The organism is Streptomyces sp. A01 (genome assembly GCF_059026195.1).
Genome location: NZ_JBWLKN010000010.1, coordinates 192,247 through 210,857, shown reverse-complemented (window position 1 = coordinate 210,857; position 18,611 = coordinate 192,247). Strand labels below are relative to the sequence as shown.

14 protein-coding genes are annotated in these 18,611 nt (G+C 70.7%); 13 read left to right on the top strand and 1 reads right to left on the bottom strand.

What is annotated here, in order from left to right:
- The first annotated feature begins 4 nt into the window (after positions 1 to 4).
- The 13 genes from AC5P1B_RS16260 to AC5P1B_RS16200 all read left to right on the top strand — a co-directional run bounded on the left by AC5P1B_RS16260 (position 5) and on the right by AC5P1B_RS16200 (position 14,608).
- Positions 5 to 1,774 (top strand): UDP-N-acetylmuramoyl-L-alanyl-D-glutamate--2,6-diaminopimelate ligase, encoded by a 1,770-nt coding sequence (locus AC5P1B_RS16260; RefSeq protein ID WP_493887849.1) that lies wholly within the window; start codon positions 5 to 7, stop codon positions 1,772 to 1,774.
- 68 nt (positions 1,775 to 1,842) lie between these two features.
- Positions 1,843 to 3,282: a UDP-N-acetylmuramoyl-tripeptide--D-alanyl-D-alanine ligase gene (locus tag AC5P1B_RS16255; RefSeq protein WP_493887848.1), complete on the top strand. Its 1,440-nt coding sequence runs from the start codon at positions 1,843 to 1,845 to the stop codon at positions 3,280 to 3,282.
- A complete protein-coding gene (gene mraY, locus AC5P1B_RS16250; RefSeq protein ID WP_493887847.1) occupies positions 3,282 to 4,346 on the top strand; it encodes a phospho-N-acetylmuramoyl-pentapeptide-transferase in 1,065 nt (354 codons plus the stop codon). Before AC5P1B_RS16255 ends, mraY begins: the two co-directional genes overlap by 1 nt.
- Positions 4,343 to 5,779, top strand: coding sequence for a UDP-N-acetylmuramoyl-L-alanine--D-glutamate ligase (gene murD, locus AC5P1B_RS16245; protein WP_493887845.1), 1,437 nt, complete (start codon positions 4,343 to 4,345; stop codon positions 5,777 to 5,779). The genes mraY and murD overlap by 4 nt, the downstream gene beginning before the upstream one ends.
- 56 nt (positions 5,780 to 5,835) lie before the next feature.
- Positions 5,836 to 7,314, top strand: a complete 1,479-nt coding sequence (ftsW, locus tag AC5P1B_RS16240) for a putative lipid II flippase FtsW (RefSeq protein ID WP_493887844.1) — start codon at positions 5,836 to 5,838, stop codon at positions 7,312 to 7,314.
- A 6-nt stretch (positions 7,315 to 7,320) separates the two neighbouring features.
- Positions 7,321 to 8,415 (top strand): undecaprenyldiphospho-muramoylpentapeptide beta-N-acetylglucosaminyltransferase, encoded by a 1,095-nt coding sequence (murG, locus tag AC5P1B_RS16235; protein WP_493887843.1) that lies wholly within the window; start codon positions 7,321 to 7,323, stop codon positions 8,413 to 8,415.
- A 29-nt stretch (positions 8,416 to 8,444) separates the two neighbouring features.
- Positions 8,445 to 9,269, top strand: coding sequence for a cell division protein FtsQ/DivIB (locus AC5P1B_RS16230; protein WP_493887842.1), 825 nt, complete (start codon positions 8,445 to 8,447; stop codon positions 9,267 to 9,269).
- 275 nt (positions 9,270 to 9,544) lie between these two features.
- A complete protein-coding gene (ftsZ, locus tag AC5P1B_RS16225; protein WP_493887840.1) occupies positions 9,545 to 10,777 on the top strand; it encodes a cell division protein FtsZ in 1,233 nt (410 codons plus the stop codon).
- Between the two features lie 38 nt (positions 10,778 to 10,815).
- On the top strand, positions 10,816 to 11,577 hold the full coding sequence (gene pgeF, locus AC5P1B_RS16220) for a peptidoglycan editing factor PgeF (protein ID WP_493887838.1): 762 nt from the start codon (positions 10,816 to 10,818) through the stop codon (positions 11,575 to 11,577).
- Positions 11,574 to 12,293, top strand: a complete 720-nt coding sequence (locus AC5P1B_RS16215) for a YggS family pyridoxal phosphate-dependent enzyme (RefSeq protein WP_493887837.1) — start codon at positions 11,574 to 11,576, stop codon at positions 12,291 to 12,293. Before pgeF ends, AC5P1B_RS16215 begins: the two co-directional genes overlap by 4 nt.
- Positions 12,294 to 12,417: 124 nt before the next feature.
- Positions 12,418 to 13,029, top strand: coding sequence for a cell division protein SepF (locus AC5P1B_RS16210; protein WP_493887835.1), 612 nt, complete (start codon positions 12,418 to 12,420; stop codon positions 13,027 to 13,029).
- Positions 13,030 to 13,095: 66 nt separating this feature from the next.
- Positions 13,096 to 13,380, top strand: coding sequence for a YggT family protein (locus AC5P1B_RS16205; protein ID WP_493887834.1), 285 nt, complete (start codon positions 13,096 to 13,098; stop codon positions 13,378 to 13,380).
- A 49-nt stretch (positions 13,381 to 13,429) separates the two neighbouring features.
- The gene (locus AC5P1B_RS16200; protein WP_493887833.1) at positions 13,430 to 14,608 is read left to right on the top strand and encodes a DivIVA domain-containing protein; all 1,179 of its coding nucleotides are present in this window, start codon (positions 13,430 to 13,432) and stop codon (positions 14,606 to 14,608) included.
- Positions 14,609 to 14,962: 354 nt separating this feature from the next.
- Here AC5P1B_RS16200 and ileS read toward each other — a convergent pair whose 3' ends face one another.
- Positions 14,963 to 18,109 carry an isoleucine--tRNA ligase gene (gene ileS / locus AC5P1B_RS16195; protein ID WP_493887831.1) on the bottom strand — a complete coding sequence of 1,049 codons (3,147 nt, stop codon included), beginning with the start codon at positions 18,107 to 18,109 and terminating at the stop codon, positions 14,963 to 14,965.
- Positions 18,110 to 18,611 lie beyond the last annotated feature (502 nt).

Sequence of the window (18,611 nt, the reverse complement as noted above, 5' to 3'; positions counted from 1 at the left end):
AGTCGTGACCACGATCACGCCGGATCGCTGGAACCGCGCACAGACGCGCCCCTCACTTCGCGGCGGACCCCATACGCCCGGTACGCTCACCGCCGTGCCACACGCTGATCAGTCACAAACCACCCAGAAGGACGCCACCCCGGAATACCCGGGAGCGCCCCGCCCCACCCAGGTCCGCCCCACCCCCCTCGCGGAGCTGGCCGGTCAGCTGGGTGTCGAGGCCGCGGCGGAAGCCAAGGAGAGCGCTCACGTCACCGGCATCACCCACGACTCCCGTGCGGTGCGCCCGGGGGACATCTACGCCGCACTGCCCGGAGCGCGCTTCCACGGTGCCGACTTCGCCGCGCAAGCCGCCGGTCTCGGTGCCGTCGCCGCGCTGACCGACCCGGCGGGTGCCGACCGCGCGGCCGCCGCCGGTCTGCCCGTCCTCGTGGTGGCGGACCCGCGCGCCCGGATGGGCGCGCTGGCGGCCACCATCTACGGCGAGCCCGGCCGCGACCTGCTGCAGATCGGCATCACCGGGACTTCGGGCAAGACGACCACCGCGTATCTGATGGAGGGCGGCCTGCGGGCCGCCGCCGAGAAGAGCGGCGGCGGCATCACCGGCCTCATCGGGACCGTCGAGACGCGCATCGGCGACGTGCGCATGAAGTCGGAGCGCACCACCCCCGAGGCGACCGACCTCCAGGCGCTGTTCGCCGTGATGCGCGAGCGCGGCGCGCGCTCGGTCGCCATGGAGGTCTCCAGCCACGCGCTGGTCCTCGGCCGGGTCGACGGCTGCGTCTTCGACGTCGCCGTCTTCAACAACCTCAGCCCTGAACATCTCGACTTCCACCCGGACATGGAGGACTACTACCGGGCGAAGGCGCAGCTGTTCACCAAGGCCCGCAGCAAGGCCGCCGTCATCAACTACGACGACGAGTTCGGGCAGCGGCTCGCGGCCGAGGCCGAGGTCCCCGTCACCACGTTCTCCGCCGAAGGCCACCCGGACGCCCACTGGCGGGCCGGCGAGGTCGAGGTCGGCCCGCTCGGCTCGACGTTCCTCGCGCTCGGCCCTGACGGGCAGTCCGTACGGGCCGCGGCCCCGCTGCCGGGACCGTTCAACGTCGCCAACGCGCTCGCCGCGATCACCGCGCTCGTCGTCGCCGGCATCGACCCGCAGACCGCGGCGGACGGCGTGGCCACCGTCCCCGGGGTGCCCGGCCGCCTTGAGCGGGTCGACGCGGGCCAGCCCTACCTCGCGGTCGTCGACTACGCGCACAAGCCCGACGCCGTCGAATCGGTCCTGCGCGCCCTGCGCAAGGTCACCGACGGCCGGGTGCACGCCGTCCTCGGCTGCGGTGGCGACCGTGACCCGCACAAGCGCCAGGCGATGGGCGCCGCACTGGCCCGGCTCGCCGACACCGCCGTGCTCACCTCGGACAACCCGCGCTCGGAGGACCCGCTGGCCATTCTCGCCGCGATGCTCTCCGGTGCCGCCGAGGTGCCCGCACACGAGCGCGGCACGGTGCTCCTCGAAGAGGAGCGCGCCGCCGCCATCGCCGCCGCCGTCGCGCGCGCCGAGCCCGGTGACGCGGTCATCATCGCGGGCAAGGGCCACGAACAAGGCCAGGACATCGCCGGGGTCGTACGCGCCTTCGACGACCGGCAGGTGCTGCGCGAGGCCATCGAGGCGTCCCGGCGGACCGCGGGCGCCGACTCCGAGCATTCCACCGACGCACCATCCGAAGCGCCCAGCGCTCCTCGTACGCAGCAACACGACGATCAGGGATGACCGACCGCCATGCGCGCAACAGCCTCCACCTCCAGCAGGCAGCTCACCCCGACCGCCAGAGGTGACCTGTGATCTCCCTGTCCCTCGCCGAGGTCACCGGCATCGTCGGCGGGCAGCCGCACGACATACCGGACCTCCAGCAGCGGATCACCGGACCCGTCGTCATCGACTCCCGCGAGGTGCGGCAGGGCAGCCTGTTCGCCGCCTTCGCCGGTGAACGGGTCGACGGGCACGACTTCGCAGAGCGCGCGGTTGCCGCGGGCGCCACGGCCGTGCTGGCCACCCGGCCCGTCGGCGTACCGGCCATCGTCGTGGACGACGTGGTCGCCGCGCTCGGCGCCCTCGCCCGCGCCGTCGTCGAACGGCTCGGCGCCCGCGTCGTCGGCCTCACCGGCTCGGCGGGCAAGACCAGTACCAAGGACCTGATCGCGCAGCTGCTTGAGCGTGTCGGCCCGACCGTGTGGACGCCCGGCTCGTTCAACAACGAGATCGGCATGCCGATCACCGCCTTGCGCGCCGACGACACCACACGGCACCTGGTGCTGGAGATGGGTGCGCGCGGCATCGGCCACATCCGCTACCTCGCCGAGCTCACCCCGCCCGGCATCGGCGTGGTCCTCAACGTCGGCACCGCGCACATCGGCGAGTTCGGCGGCCGCGAGCAGATCGCCGAGGCCAAGGGCGAACTCGTGGAGGTCCTGCCGTCCGCCGAAGCGGGCGGAATCGCCGTGCTCAACGCTGACGACCCGTTCGTACGGGCCATGGCATCCCGCACCACGGCGCGCGTGCTGCTGTTCGGCGAGGCCGCTGACGCGGACGTACGCGCCGAGAATGTCCGGCTTACCGACCAAGGTCAGCCCGCCTTTACCCTTCACACACCCACCGGGTGCGGTGACGTGACCATGCGCCTGTACGGTGAGCACCACGTGTCGAACGCGCTCGCCGCGGCCGCCGTCGCTCACGCGTTGGGCATGCCCGCAGACGAGATCGCGAAGGCGCTCTCCGAGGCGGGACAGCTCTCCCGCTGGCGGATGGAGGTCACCGAGCGCGCGGACGGCGTGACGATCGTCAACGACGCCTACAACGCGAACCCCGACTCCATGCGAGCAGCGCTGCGCGCGCTCGTCGCGATGGGCTCAGCCACCAAGGCACAAGGGGGGCGCACGTGGGCGGTGCTCGGTCAGATGGCCGAACTCGGCGAGGAGTCACTCGCCGAGCACGACGCGGTCGGACGGCTGGCCGTCCGGCTCAACGTCAGCAAGCTCGTGGCAGTCGGTGGCCAGGAGGCCGCCTGGCTCGACATGGGCGCCAAGAACGAGGGTTCGTGGGGTGAGGAGTCGGTGCACGTGTCCGACGCGCGGGCGGCGGTCGATCTATTGCGCAGAGAGTTGCGCCCGGGAGACATCGCACTGGTGAAGGCTTCCAGGTCGGTCGGCCTGGAGCAGGTCGCGCAGGAACTGCTGAGGGAACCGGGCGCTGGGGCTGCCGAGGGCGAGGTCGCTGGCTGATGAAGCAGATCCTCTTCTCCGGAGTGATCGGACTCTTCCTGACCTTGGTCGGCACCCCCCTGCTGATCAAGCTGCTGGCCAAGAAGGGTTACGGCCAGTTCATCCGTGACGATGGCCCGCGCGGCCACCACGGCAAGCGCGGTACGCCCACCATGGGCGGCATCGCGTTCATCCTGGCCACGCTCATCGCGTACGGCCTGACGAAGGTCATCACCTCCAGCGAGCCGACGTTCTCCGGCGTGCTGGTGCTCTTCCTGTTCACGGGCATGGGCCTGGTCGGCTTCCTCGACGACTACATCAAGATCGTCAAGCAGCGCAGCCTGGGTCTTCGCGCCAAGGCCAAGATGGCCGGCCAGCTCATCGTCGGCATCGGCTTCGCGATCCTCTCGCTCAACTTCGCCGACGCCAGGGGCCAGACCCCGGCTTCCGACCGGCTGTCCTTCACACAGGACTTCGGCTGGGAGATCGGCCCGGTGATCTTCGTGATCTGGGCCCTGTTCATGATCCTGGCGATGTCCAACGGCGTGAACCTCACCGACGGCCTCGACGGCCTCGCCACCGGCGCCTCGGTGATGGTCTTCGGCGCGTACACCTTCATCGGTGTCTGGCAGTACCAGGAGTCCTGCGCCAACATGCCGACCGCGGGCTCCGCCTGCTACGAGGTGCGCGACCCGCTCGACCTGGCGATCGTGGCCTCCGCGCTGATGGGCGCCTGCTTCGGCTTCCTGTGGTGGAACACCTCCCCGGCGAAGATCTTCATGGGAGACACCGGCTCGCTCGCACTCGGCGGCGCGCTCGCCGGGCTCGCGATCTGCTCCCGCACCGAGATGCTGCTGGCCCTGCTCGGCGGCCTGTTCGTGCTCATCACGATGTCCGTCGTCATCCAGGTCGGCTCCTTCCGGATGACCGGGAAGCGCGTCTTCCGCATGGCGCCACTCCAGCATCACTTCGAGCTGAAAGGCTGGAGCGAAGTGCTGGTGGTGGTCAGATTCTGGATCATCCAGGGCATGTGCGTGATCGTCGGACTCGGTGTCTTCTACGCGGGCTGGGCGGCAACGAAGTGACAGACGCGTACGCCGGACGGCACATCACCGTCGCCGGTCTCGGCGTCTCAGGGGTCCCCGCGGCACGCGTGCTGCGGGGCCTCGGGGCCACCGTGACCGTCGTCAACGGCAGCGACGGCGAGCGGCAGCGCGCCGAGGCCGCCGAACTGGAGGCCCTGGGCGTCACGGTCCGCCTCGGCGACGGTGACACCCTCCCCGAGGGCACCGAACTCGTCGTCACCACGCCCGGCTGGAAGCCGGACAGCCCGCTGTTCGCGGCCGCGGCCGCGGCGGGCGTCGAGGTCGTCGGAGACGTGGAGATCGCCTGGCGGCTCCGGGGCGAGAACGCGGCGCCCTGGCTCGCCGTCACCGGCACCAACGGCAAGACCACGACGGTCCGGATGCTCGCCGCGATCCTTGAGGCCGCCGGGTTGCGCACCGCCGCCGTCGGCAACATCGGCGTCTCGCTCTTCGACGTCGTCCTCGGCGAGGAGCCGTACGACGTCCTCGCCGTCGAACTCTCCAGCTACCAGCTGCACTGGGCGCCTTCGCTGCGCGCCCACTCCGCCACCGTGCTCAACCTCGCCCCCGACCACCTCGACTGGCACGGCTCGATGGAGGCGTACGCCGCCGACAAGGGCCGGATCTACCAGGGCAACCAGGTCGCCTGCGTCTACAACGTGGCCGACCCGGCGACCGAGGCGCTGGTACGGGAGGCGGACGTCGAGGAGGGCTGCCGCGCCATCGGCTTCACCCTCGGCCCTCCCGGGCCCTCCCAGCTCGGCGTGGTCGACGGCATCCTCGTCGACCGTGCCTTCGTGGAGAACCGGCAGCGCCAGGCCCAGGAGCTCGCCGAGGTCGCCGACCTCGCGCCGCCGTCGGGCCAGGCCGCCCCGCACAACGTCGCCAACGCGCTCGCCGCCGCCGGGCTCGCCCGCGCCTTCGGCGTCCCGGCCGCGGCCGTACGCGACGGGCTGCGCGCCTTCCGGCCCGAGCCGCACCGCATCGAGCACATCGCGGCTGTGCGCCAGGTGGCGTACGTCGATGACTCCAAGGCGACCAACACCCACGCCGCGCAGGCGTCGTTGGCGTCCTATCAGCACATCGTGTGGATCGCGGGCGGCCTCGCCAAGGGCGCCACGTTCGACGAGCTGGTCGCCGCCTCGGCGGGTCGGCTGCGCGGCGTCGTCCTGATCGGCGCCGACCGGGAGCTGATCAGGGAAGCGCTGACGCGACACGCCCCGCAGGTCCCTGTCGTGGACCTCGAACGGACGGACACTGGGGCGATGTCGGCGGCGGTCCAGGAGGCCGCGCGGCTCGCCGGACCGGGGGACACCGTACTGCTGGCCCCCGCCTGCGCCTCGATGGATATGTTCACCAACTACATCAAGCGCGGTGAGGCCTTCGCCGAGGCGGTACGTGAGCTGGCCGCTGGCCGAGCCGCCAACGACTAGCCGCAGGTCCCCGCGCCACGGACCACGGCGCAGCACACAGTGGAGGGGACACCGAGATGATGGCCGACGACCCCGCGCGCCCCGCCGCCCGTGGGCCCCTGCGCGCCGGACGGCCTCGCGCGGGCGCGGCCACCGCGCGCCCGACGCCCTCCCGGGCCCCGGGCGACCGCGCCCCTCGCGGCTCCGCGCCCGCCCCGCGCGGGCGTCCCGCCGCGCGCGCCGCCCGCGTCGGCGAACCGGCGCGCCGTGGCCCCACGGGCCGCGCGCCGCGACCACCGCGCCCGCCGCACGGCAGCCCGCTCGCGGGGCTCGCGCAGCTGCGCGCGCGGGCGCGCCGCGCCTGGGACCGGCCGCTCACCGCGTACTACCTGATCCTCGGCGGCAGCGTGCTGATCACCGTGCTCGGTCTGGTGATGGTCTACTCGGCCTCCCAGATCAAAGCGTTGCAGTCCGGGCTCGCACCGTCCTTCTTCTTCCGCAAGCAGCTGCTCGCCGCCCTCATCGGCGGGCTGCTGATGTTCGCGGCCGCCCGGATGCCCATCAAGCTGCACCGCGCGCTGGCCTACCCGCTGCTGGCCGGTTCCCTGTTCCTGATGTGCCTGGTCCAGGTGCCGGGGATAGGAGTGGCGGTCAACGGCAACCAGAACTGGATCGCGCTCGGAGGCCCGTTCCAGCTTCAGCCCAGTGAGTTCGGCAAGCTGGCGCTCGTGCTGTGGGGCGCCGACCTGCTGGCCCGCAAGGACGACAAGAAACTTCTCACCCAGTGGAAACACCTGCTGGTGCCGCTGGTCCCCGCCGCCTTCGTGCTGCTCGGCCTGATCATGCTCGGCGGCGACATGGGGACGGCGATCATCCTCACAGCGGTGCTTTTCGGCCTGCTGTGGCTGGCCGGTGCGCCGACCCGGCTGTTCGCCGGGGTACTCGCCTTCGCGGGCGTCATCGGCCTCATCCTCATCAGGACCAGCCCCAACCGCATGTCGCGGCTGGCCTGCATCGGAGCCACCGATCCCGGCACGGACGACCAGTGCTGGCAGGCGGTCCACGGCATCTACGCCCTTGCCAACGGCGGATGGTTCGGTTCCGGACTCGGCGCCAGTATGGAAAAATGGGGTGAACTCCCCGAGCCGCACACGGACTTCATCTTCGCCATCACCGGCGAGGAACTCGGTCTGGCGGGGACACTGTCAGTGCTCGCCCTCTTCGCGGCTCTAGGCTATGCGGGTATCCGCGTGGCCGGACGCACGGAGGACCCCTTCGTGAGGTTTGCCGCGGGAGGTGTGACCACCTGGATCACGGCTCAGGCCGTGATCAATATCGGTGCGGTGCTCGGTCTGCTGCCGATCGCCGGAGTCCCCCTGCCGCTGTTCTCCTACGGAGGTTCAGCTCTGCTGCCGACCATGTTCGCCATCGGCCTGCTGATCGCCTTCGCGCGTGCGGAACCCGGTGCCCGAGCGGCGTTGGCCATGCGGCAGCCTGGGGTGAGATGGAAGACGATGAGACGGCGCGTCAAGAAGCGTCCGTCCGGAGAGCGGTGAATTTCGGTGCATGTCGTACTCGCCGGTGGGGGGACCGCCGGCCACATCGAGCCCGCGCTCGCCCTCGCGGACGCCCTGCGCAGGCAGGACCCGACCGTAGGGATCACAGCGCTCGGAACGGAGAAGGGCCTGGAAACCCGGCTCGTGCCCGAGCGGGGCTACGAACTGGGGCTCATCCCGGCCGTGCCGCTGCCTCGCAAGCCCACACCAGAACTGATCACCGTCCCGGGACGGCTGCGCGGCACCATCAAGGCGGCCGAGCAGATCCTGGAACGCACCAAGGCGGACTGCGTCGTGGGCTTCGGCGGCTACGTCGCCCTGCCCGGCTACCTCGCGGCCAAGCGCCTCGGTGTGCCGATCATCGTCCACGAGGCCAACGCGCGACCCGGCCTCGCCAACAAGATCGGATCGCGGTACGCCAAGTTCGTCGCTGTCAGCACGCCGGACAGCAAGCTGCGCAACGCGCACTACGTGGGCATCCCGCTGCGCCGCTCCATCGCGACCCTGGACCGGGCCCGGGTGCGGCCCGAGGCCCGCGCCGCCTTCGGCCTCGACCCCAACCTGCCGACGCTGCTCGTCTCGGGCGGATCGCAGGGAGCGCGCAGGCTGAACGAGGTCGTCCAGGCCGTCGCGCCGTTCCTGCAGCGCGCGGGAATCCAGATCCTGCACGCGGTCGGCCCGAAGAACGAAATGCCGCGCGTGGACAACATGCCGGGTATGCCGCCCTACATCCCGGTACCGTACGTGGACCGGATGGACCTCGCGTACGCGGCGGCCGACATGATGCTCTGCCGCGCGGGTGCCATGACCGTCGCCGAGCTCTCCGCTGTGGGGCTGCCGGCCGTGTTCGTTCCGCTGCCGATCGGCAACGGTGAACAGCGGCTCAACGCCCAGCCGCTGGTGAAGGCGGGCGGCGGACTGCTCATCGACGACGCCGAGCTGACGCCCGAGTGGGTCCAGGGCAATGTGCTGCCCGTGCTCGGCGACCCGCACCGGCTGTACGAGATGTCCCGGGCGGCCGCCGAGTTCGGCCGCAGGGACGCCGACGAACTCCTCGTCGGCATGGTGTACGAGGCGATCGCCGCCCGCAGGGCCGGGTAGCGGCCCCAGAGCAGGAGGCGAGAGGGAGCGTGGCCGGACCGACGACCGCCCAGCGCGGCAGCGAGCGCCGTGAGAACCGTTCGACGTCGTCCGGCCCGCCCCCTCAGCGGGCGCGGCGCAGGCTGCGGCGCCCCAGGCGCCGCACGCTGGTGGTGGCCGCCCTCGTGGCCGCACTGCTCGGCGGAGGCGGCGCCTGGCTGCTCTACGGCTCCACTTGGCTGCGCGTCGAGCGGGTGAAAATCTCGGGCACCGGAGAGCTGGAAGCGGAGGAGGTACGCACCGCCGCGGCGGTGCCCCTCGACTCCCCGCTGATCTCGGTGGACACCGACGGGATCGAGAAGCGGCTCCGTGACCGGCTGCCCCGGATCGCTTCCGTGGACGTCGAGCGGTCCTGGCCGGACACCATCAGTCTGAAAGTGACTGAGCGTCAGCCGGAACTTCTGCTGAAAGAGGGCGGAAAGTTCATCGAAATGGACATTGAGGGTGTGCGTTTCGCCACCGTTCCCCGCCCGCCCAAGGGGATTCCCCTGCTGGAAATGGAAGCGGAACGCTCGCCGAGTTTGCGGCGATTCGGTGCGGACCGGCTTCGTGAGGAAGCGGTCGAAGTGGCGGCACGCCTTCCGGCCAGGGTGCGGGCGGAGACCCGTGTGGTCCGCGTACGCTCCTATGACTCCATCACCCTTGAGCTGACCGGCGGGCGAACGGTCATGTGGGGCAGCTCGGAACTGGGGCAGACGAAGGCCAGGGCGCTCACCGCGCTGATGAAAGCGGAGCGCGGGGCGGAGCGCTTCGACGTGAGTGCGCCGAGTGCCCCGGCTGTGTCGGGCGAAAGACCGGGATTTGAGACGGGTTGACGCCAAGGGGGCCAGGCCAACCCCCTGGCTGGCTACGGCCATGGGTGATCACATAGGGTGAAAAGAAAAACGGGAGGTTCGGCGTGTTCGTTGAACGCGCCCCACTTGTCGACTTAGTGTCCTGTTCCGAAGACTCCAGAGAACAGAGGCACTGGTAACCCTAAACTTCAGCGTTAGGGTTCGGGTCGGCAATGAGGACCGCCCCATCGGCATCCGTCGACGCTCCGCTGCAACAGCGGGCGGCGACACGTAAATCGAGGCGAGAGGCCTTCGACGTGGCAGCACCGCAGAACTACCTCGCAGTCATCAAGGTCGTCGGCATCGGCGGCGGTGGCGTGAACGCCATCAACCGGATGATCGAGGTCGGGCTCAAGGGCGTCGAGTTCATCGCGATCAACACCGATGCGCAGGCCCTGCTGATGAGCGACGCCGACGTCAAGCTCGACGTCGGCCGTGAACTCACCCGTGGCCTCGGCGCGGGCGCCAACCCTGACGTCGGCCGCAAGGCGGCGGAGGACCACCGCGAGGAGATCGAGGAGGTCCTCAAGGGGGCCGACATGGTCTTCGTCACCGCGGGCGAGGGCGGCGGCACCGGCACCGGTGGCGCCCCCGTGGTCGCCAACATCGCCCGGTCGCTCGGGGCCCTGACGATCGGTGTGGTCACCCGCCCGTTCACCTTCGAGGGCCGCCGCCGCGCCAACCAGGCGGAAGACGGCATCGCGGGCCTGCGGGAGAACGTCGACACCCTCATCGTCATCCCGAACGACCGGCTGCTGTCCATCTCGGACCGCCAGGTGAGTGTGCTTGACGCGTTCAAGTCCGCCGACCAGGTGCTGCTGTCCGGTGTTCAGGGCATCACCGACCTCATCACCACCCCCGGCCTGATCAACCTGGACTTCGCGGACGTGAAGTCCGTGATGTCCGAGGCGGGTTCGGCGCTCATGGGCATCGGCTCGGCCCGCGGCGACGACCGCGCGGTGGCCGCCGCCGAGATGGCGATCTCCTCGCCGCTCCTTGAGGCGTCCATCGACGGCGCCAGGGGCGTGCTGCTGTCCATCTCGGGCGGCTCCGACCTCGGCCTCTTCGAGATCAACGAGGCCGCGCAGCTCGTGAGCGAGGCCGCGCACCCGGAGGCCAACATCATCTTCGGCGCGGTCATCGACGACGCGCTCGGTGACGAGGTCAGGGTCACCGTCATCGCCGCCGGTTTCGACGGGGGCCAGCCCCCGGCCAAGGGCAGCCGGGACAAGGTGCTCGGCTCCTACAACCGCGACGAGAGCGCTCCGCCCGCGAGTCCGGCCAGTCGCCCCGCCGCCCCGGCGGAGCCCCGGCCGAGCTTCGGTGGCCTCGGCAGTGTCACCCCGCGTGAGGACGAGCCGATCGAGACCGACCCGTCGCCCGTCGCCGAGGTCCCGCCGCCGCCCGCCGGTTCGCCGCAGGTGCCCCCGGCCCGTCCGTACCAGGACAGCCAGGCCGAAGAGCTCGACGTGCCCGACTTCTTGAAGTAGCCGACACCTATGAGCACGACTGAAGCGAACGACACACAGTGATAGGACAGCGCGACCACGCGAGCGGCGCCCACTTCGCCTTCACCGACCGGTGGGGCGGGGTGAGCGCCGCTCCGTATGACCGGCTCAACCTGGGAGGGGCCGTCGGCGACGACCCGGCGGCGGTAGCCGCCAACCGGGAGCGCACAGCCGCCGCTCTGGGGCTTGACGCGGGCCAGGTCGTCTGGATGCGACAGGTCCACGGCCGCGAGGTGGCCGTCGTCGACGGGCCCTGGGGCGAGCGGGAGGTCCCCGCCACCGACGGCGTGGTGACGGCCCGCCAGGGCCTCGCGCTCGCCGTGCTCACCGCGGACTGCACCCCGGTCCTGTTCGCCGACCCGGTCGCGGGTGTGGCGGGAGCGGCGCACGCGGGACGTCCCGGACTGGTCGCTGGGGTCGTTCCGGCGACCGTCGAGGCGATGGTGGCACTCGGCGCCGAACCGGCCCGCATCCTGGCGCGCGTGGGCCCCTCGGTCTGCGGCCGCTGCTACGAGGTGCCCGAGGCGATGCGCTCCGAGGTCGCCGCCGTGGTGCCCGAGGCGTGGTCGACCACCAGCTGGGGCACTCCGGCGGTCGATGTGACCGAGGGGGTACGCGCCCAACTGGCCCGGCTCGGCGTCCGTATGGCGGCGCCTTCCGCCGTCTGCACGCTGGAGTCGGCGGATCACTTCTCGTACCGTCGCGAGCGTACGACAGGACGCCTCGCGAGCTATGTCTGGCTTGGCGGCACCCCCGCCGCAGGTGGGGAGAGCGCGTCATGACGGACCGCAGGACGGAACTGGCGGACAACCTCGCCCGCGTGGAGGAGCGCATCGCCGCCGCCTGCGCGGCCGCGGGGCGGAAGCGGTCGGAGGTGACGCTCATCGTGGTCACCAAGACCTACCCCGCGAGCGATGTCCGGCTGCTGTGCGAGCTCGGCGTACGCGAGGTCGCGGAGAACCGTGACCAGGATGCCGCACCCAAGGTGGCGGATTGCGCGGATCTGCCGCTCAAATGGCACTTCGTGGGACAATTGCAAACGAACAAGGTTCGTTCTGTGGCCAGTTACGCTGACCTCGTGCAGTCAGTTGACCGGAAACGATTGGTTGACGCGCTCTCGACCGCCGTGGTCCGCGCCGGACGTGAGCTTGACTGCCTGCTGCAAGTGGCTCTTGACGCCGAGTCGGGGGACACGGGCGGCAGGGGCGGTGTGGCTCCGGCCGACGTCGCCGAGCTGGCCGACGCGGTGGCCGCTGCCGAAGGGCTGCGACTGCGCGGGCTGATGACGGTGGCTCCGCTCGCGGGCCCCTACGCGGCGAGCAGGCGAGCGGCTTTCGAGCGGCTGATGGAAATCTCATCCAGCCTGCGCGTGGCCCATCCGGCTGCCAACATGGTCTCCGCAGGGATGAGCTCGGACCTTGAAGAGGCTGTGGCCGCAGGGGCGACACATGTACGCGTCGGCACTGCGGTACTCGGAGTCCGACCCCGGCTCGGGTAACGTCGCCAAACAAGTCGGACCACAGTAGAAAATATGGTCAATCCCACCAAGAGGTGGGCAGGCCACGTGGATTCAAGGCATCTGGTGGCGGAACCGATCCACCACAGAGCGGAGGACGCAGAGAATGGCCGGCGCTATGCGCAAGATGGCGGTCTACCTCGGCCTCGTGGAGGACGATGGGTACGACGGCCGGGGATTCGACCCCGACGATGACTTCGAGCCCGAGCCGGAGCCGGAGCGTGCCCGGCGGCAACACCAGCCACCGACCGAACCACGGCCAGAGCGGGACGAATCGGTGCGAGTTGTCCACCCGCCCGCACAGCGTGAACCCGCTCCGCTCGTAGCGGAAACCGGACGACCCGCGCGAATCGCACCCGTGGCGTCTATCACACCCGAACGTCAGAGCCTGGAGAAGAACTCACCGGTGATCATGCCCAAGGTCGTGTCCGAGCGGGAGCCGTACCGCATCACCACGCTGCACCCTCGCACCTACAACGAGGCCCGTACCATCGGGGAACACTTCCGCGAGGGCACTCCCGTGATCATGAACCTCACTGAGATGGATGACACTGACGCGAAGCGACTTGTCGACTTCGCCGCCGGTCTAGTCTTCGGTCTGCACGGAAGTATTGAACGGGTGACTCAGAAGGTGTTCCTGTTGTCGCCTGCTAACGTCGATGTCACGGCGGAGGACAAGGCCCGTATCGCAGAGGGCGGGTTCTTCAACCAGAGCTGAGACGCAACACCAGGCAATTGACGGCCGCGAGGCCGAGTATGAGCAAGGGGAGAGGGACGCGCGGGGATGAGCATCGCACTGGACGTGATCCACGTCGCGCTGTTGGTTTTCCTGGTCGTACTGATCTTCCGGCTGGTGATGGACTACGTCTTCCAGTTCGCCCGCTCATGGCAACCCGGCAAGGCGATGGTGGTGGTCCTGGAGGCCACCTACACTGTCACTGATCCGCCACTCAAGCTTCTGCGGCGGTTCATTCCGCCGCTGCGTCTCGGGGGCGTGGCGCTCGACCTGTCCTTCTTCGTACTGATGATCATCGTCTACATCCTGATCACCGTCGTGAGCCAGCTGTGAACGATACGGTCTTGCCGATTGCCGACGACTACGTTGAGGTGAAGAAGAGATGCCGTTGACCCCCGAGGACGTGCGGAACAAGCAGTTCACGACCGTCCGCCTCCGAGAAGGCTATGACGAGGACGAGGTCGATGCCTTCCTCGATGAGGTCGAAGCGGAACTGACCCGTCTGCTCCGCGAGAACGAGGACCTGCGCGCCAAGCTGGCCGCCGCCACGCGTGCCGCCGCGCAGAACCAGCAGCAGCAGGGCATGCGCAAGCAGGAGCCGCAGGATCGGCCCGGGGCGCCGGTGCCCGCTGCCATATCAGGACCGCAGCCGGTCCCGCCGCAGCAGCAACAGATGGGCGGACCGCCCCAGTTGCCCGGCGGCGCGCCGCAGCTGCCTGCCGGCCCCGGCGGACACGGCCAGCAGGGCCCGCACGGCCCCGGCCCGATGGGCCAGAACGGTCCGGGTCCGATGGGACAGAACGGACCGATGGGTCAGAACGGTCCCGGCCCGATGGGGCAGAACGGACCGATGGGGCAAAACGGCCCCATGGGTGGTCCGATGGGCGGCCCGATGGGTGGCCCCGGCCCCCAGCTGCCGCAGCAGGGTCAGGGACCCGGCGGCGACAGCGCGGCCCGTGTGCTCTCGCTCGCGCAGCAGACCGCCGACCAGGCGATCGCTGAGGCCCGCTCCGAGGCCAACAAGATCGTCGGCGAGGCCCGCAGCCGCGCCGAGGGTCTGGAGCGCGACGCCCGAGCCAAGGCCGACGCCCTGGAGCGGGACGCGCAGGAGAAGCACCGCGTAGCGATGGGCTCGCTGGAGTCCGCCCGCGCCACGCTGGAGCGCAAGGTCGAGGACCTGCGCGGCTTCGAGCGCGAGTACCGCACCCGGTTGAAGTCGTACCTGGAGAGCCAGCTGCGCCAGCTGGAGAACCAGGCCGACGACTCGCTGGCCCCGCCGCGCACCCCGGCGACCGCTTCGCTGCCCGCTTCCCCCTCGATGAGCGGTTCGATGGCTTCGGCCGGTGCGAGCGCCATGGGCGGCGGCGGTCACACCATGGGCGGAAACCAGGGCATGGGCGGCCACAGCCAGGGCGGCAACGCGCCGTCCTACGGTGGCCAGCAGCAGATGTCCCCGGCGATGACCCAGCCGATGGCACCGGTGCGGCCCCAGGGCCCGCAGCCGATGCAGCAGGCGCCGAGCCCGATGCGCGGGTTCCTCATCGACGAGGACGACAACTAAGCGCGGCGCGAGTCGTCGGCGGTATCACGGGCCGGGCCCCTGGGATTTCCCAGGGGCCCGGCCCGTTGTCGTACGCGCGGGCAGGCGCGAGCCGCCGGGCGCCGGGCGCCGGTGCGCGCCGGGCAGGCGGGCGCCCGCCCGGCGCACACCGGCTGGCCGTCGCCTCTCACCCGGCGCCCCGGCGCGTACGCCTGCGCAGACGCCCGCCCGCACCTCAGAGCGGCGACCCGTCCGCGTCCCAGAGCGAAGACGCCCGCCCGCGTCCCCGAGCGACGACGCCGCCCGCCCGGAACAACGAAGCCCGCCCTCGTCCCGGAACACCGGGGCGAGGGCGGGCGAACTGTCCTTCGGGCGTTACGCCTTACGGAGCTGGAACGTCAGTCCCAGGCCCTCGTCCGAGAAGGGTGAGCCGTAGGTGTCCTCGGCCGCGCCCTGAGCGAAGTCCGTGGCCAGCACCTCATCGGCGATCAGCCCCGCGTGCTCCTCCACCGCCTCGGCCGTCTCGGCGTCCGACGCGGTCCAGCGCACCGCGATCCGGTCGGCGACATCGAGGCCGCTGTTCTTACGGGCCTCCTGGATCAGCCGGATCGCGTCCCTGGCCAGACCCGCGCGGCGCAGTTCCGGGGTGATCTCCAGGTCGAGAGCGACGGTCGCGCCCGCGTCGGAGGCGACCGACCAGCCCTCACGTGGCGTCTCGGTGATGATCACCTCGTCGGGGGAGAGGGTCACCCGCTCGCCGTCGACCTCCACCGAAGCGGTGCCGTGGCGCAGGGCGAGGGAGAGCTCGGCGGCGTCGGCGTCGGCGACGGCCTTGGCCACGGCCTGGGTGCCCTTGCCGAACCGCTTGCCGAGCGCCCGGAAGTTGGCCTTCGCCGAGGTGTCCACCAGCGAGCCGCCGATCTCGGACAGCGACGCCAGCTCCGTCACGTTCAGCTCTTCGGTGATCTGCGCCCGCAGCTCGGGGGAGAGCTGGTCGAAGCCGGTCACCGCGATCAGCGCGCGGGACAGCGGCTGCCGGGTCTTGACGCCGGACTCCGCGCGGGTCGCGCGGCCCAGCTCGACCAGTCGGCGCACCAGCAGCATCCGCTCCGAGAGGGCCGGGTCGATCAGGGCCGGGTCGGCCTCGGGCCAGGCGGCGAGGTGCACGGAGTCGGGGGCGCCCGGGGTGACCGGGACGACCAGGTCCTGCCAGACGCGCTCGGTGATGAAGGGGACGAGCGGGGCGAGCAGCCGGGTCACGGTCTCCACCGCGTCGTGCAACGTGCGCAGCGCGGCGGTGTCGCCCTGCCAGAAGCGGCGGCGGGAGCGGCGTACGTACCAGTTGGACAGGTCATCGACGAAAGCCGACAGCAGCTTTCCGGCGCGCTGCGTGTCGTAGGCCTCCATGGCGTCGGTGACCTGGTCGGTGAGCTCGTGCAGCTCGCTCATCACCCAGCGGTCGAGCAGCGGGCGCTCGGCCGGGGCCGGGTCGGCCGCGCTCGGGGCCCAGCCGCAGGTGCGGGCGTACAGGGCCTGGAAGGCGACCGTGTTCCAGTAGGTGAGCAGCGTCTTGCGCACGACCTCCTGGATCGTGTTGTGGCCGACGCGGCGCGCCGCCCACGGGGAGCCGCCGGCGGCCATGAACCACCGCACGGCGTCCGCCCCGTGCTCGTCCATCAGCGGGATCGGCTGCAGGATGTTGCCCAGGTGCTTGGACATCTTGCGGCCGTCCTCGGCGAGGATGTGGCCCAGGCAGACCACGTTCTCGTAGGAGGACTTGTCGAAGACCAGGGTGCCGATGGCCATCAGGGTGTAGAACCAGCCGCGGGTCTGGTCGATGGCCTCCGAGATGAACTGCGCCGGATAGCGCTTCTCGAAGATCTCCTTGTTCTTGTACGGGTAGCCCCACTGCGCGAACGGCATCGAACCCGAGTCGTACCAGGCGTCGATGACCTCGGGGACCCGGACGGCCTCCAGCGCGCAGCCGTCGGCGGTGCAGGTGAAGGTGACGGCGTCGATGAACGGGCGGTGCGGGTCGAGGCCGCGCTGGTCGGTGCCGGTCAGCTCGGACAGCTCGGACAGCGACCCGACGCAGGTCTGATGGCCCTCGGCGCAGCGCCAGATGGGCAGCGGGGTGCCCCAGTAGCGGTTGCGGGACAGCGCCCAGTCGATGTTGTTGTTGAGCCAGTCGCCGAAGCGGCCGTGCTTGACCGAGCCGGGGAACCAGTTGGTGTTCTCGTTCTCCCGCAGCAGGGCGTCCTTGACCTGCGTGGTGCGGATGTACCAGGACGGCTGGGCGTAGTAGAGCAGCGCGGTGTGGCAGCGCCAGCAGTGCGGGTAGCTGTGCTCGTACGGCACGTGCCGGAACAGCAGTCCGCGCGCGGCGAGGTCGGCAGTCAGCGCCTCGTCCGCCTTCTTGAAGAACTGGCCGCCGACGAGGTCGAGGTCTCCCTCGAAGGTGCCGTCGGGACGGACCGGGTTGACCACCGGCAGCCCGTAGCCGCGGCAGGTCTTGAGGTCGTCCTCACCGAAGGCGGGCGCCTGGTGGACCAGGCCGGTGCCGTCCTCGGTCGTCACGTAGTCGGCGTTGACGATGAAGTGGGCGTCGTCGATGGCGACGAGGGAGAAGGGACGCTCGTACGTCCAGCGCTCCATCTCCCGGCCGGTGAAGGTCTGCCCCGTGGGCTCCCAGCCCTCGCCGAGGGCCTTGCTCACCAGCGGCTGCGCGACGACGAGCTTCTCCTCGCCGTTGGTCGCGACGACGTAGGTGACGTCGGGGTGGGCGGCGACGGCCGTGTTCGACACCAGCGTCCACGGCGTCGTCGTCCACACCAGCAGCGCCGCCTCGCCCGCCAGCGGCCCCGAGGTCAGCGGGAAGCGGACGAAGACCGAGGGGTCCACGACCGTCTCGTAACCCTGCGCCAGCTCATGGTCGGACAGGCCGGTGCCGCAGCGCGGGCACCAGGGCGCGACGCGGTAGTCCTCGACGAGCAGGCCCTTGCCGTGGATCTCCTTGAGGGACCACCACACGGACTCCACGTACTCCGGGTCCATGGTGCGGTACGCCTCGTCGAGGTCGACCCAGTAGCCCATGCGCCTGGTCAGCTCGGCGAAGGCGTCCGTGTGCCGGGTCACCGACTCGCGGCACTTGGCGTTGAACTCGGCGATGCCGAACGCCTCGATGTCCTGCTTGCCGTTGAAGCCGAGCTCTTTCTCGACGGCGAGCTCGACCGGGAGGCCGTGGCAGTCCCAGCCCGCCTTGCGGGAGACGTGGTAGCCGCGCATGGTGCGGAAGCGCGGGAAGACGTCCTTGAAGACGCGCGCCTCGATGTGGTGGGCGCCCGGCATGCCGTTGGCGGTGGGCGGGCCCTCGTAGAAGACCCACTCGGGGCGGCCCGCGGACTCATCGAGGGAGCGGGCGAAGACCTTGTTCTCGCGCCAGAAGTCGAGCACGGCGTGCTCAAGCGCGGGCAGGTCGACCTGGGCGGGCACCTGGCGGTACTGCGGGGTCTGCGCGGTCATTGAGGTGTCTCTTCCTCCGGCGGAACGGCTTGCGTGGTCCGTCGGAGGGACGAGAGCCGAAATCGCTCCCGCGGTACCACCCTCCTTGGCCGTGAGCACCGCTCCCGGCCCCCTCATTGGGGTCGCGCTGCCAGGTCTACTCGCTCCCGTCCACTCGGGAGCTTTCTTCCGGCGGCTCTGGGGTGATCTTCACGTCGCGCTGACCCCCGGGCTCGCACCGTCCCCGGCTCGCTCATGGTCGCGTACGGCGCTACTCGTCCCCTTCTACGCCTCTCGCTACGCCCAGTGTACGGCGCGTGCGGACGGCGGCCGACCGTATTTCCGGGCTCGTGCGCGCTGGGGCATCCGGTCCCCGGGGCTGAGCCGAATGCCCGGCGGCCGGGCGCCGGGCCGCCACAGGGCGCGGCGCGGGCTCCCTCGTGGGACGGATTACCCGGCGTGCGGTGGGGCACAACGGATGAGACGGCCTGCCAGGCAGAACGCCGGAAACCGCGTCTTCCCG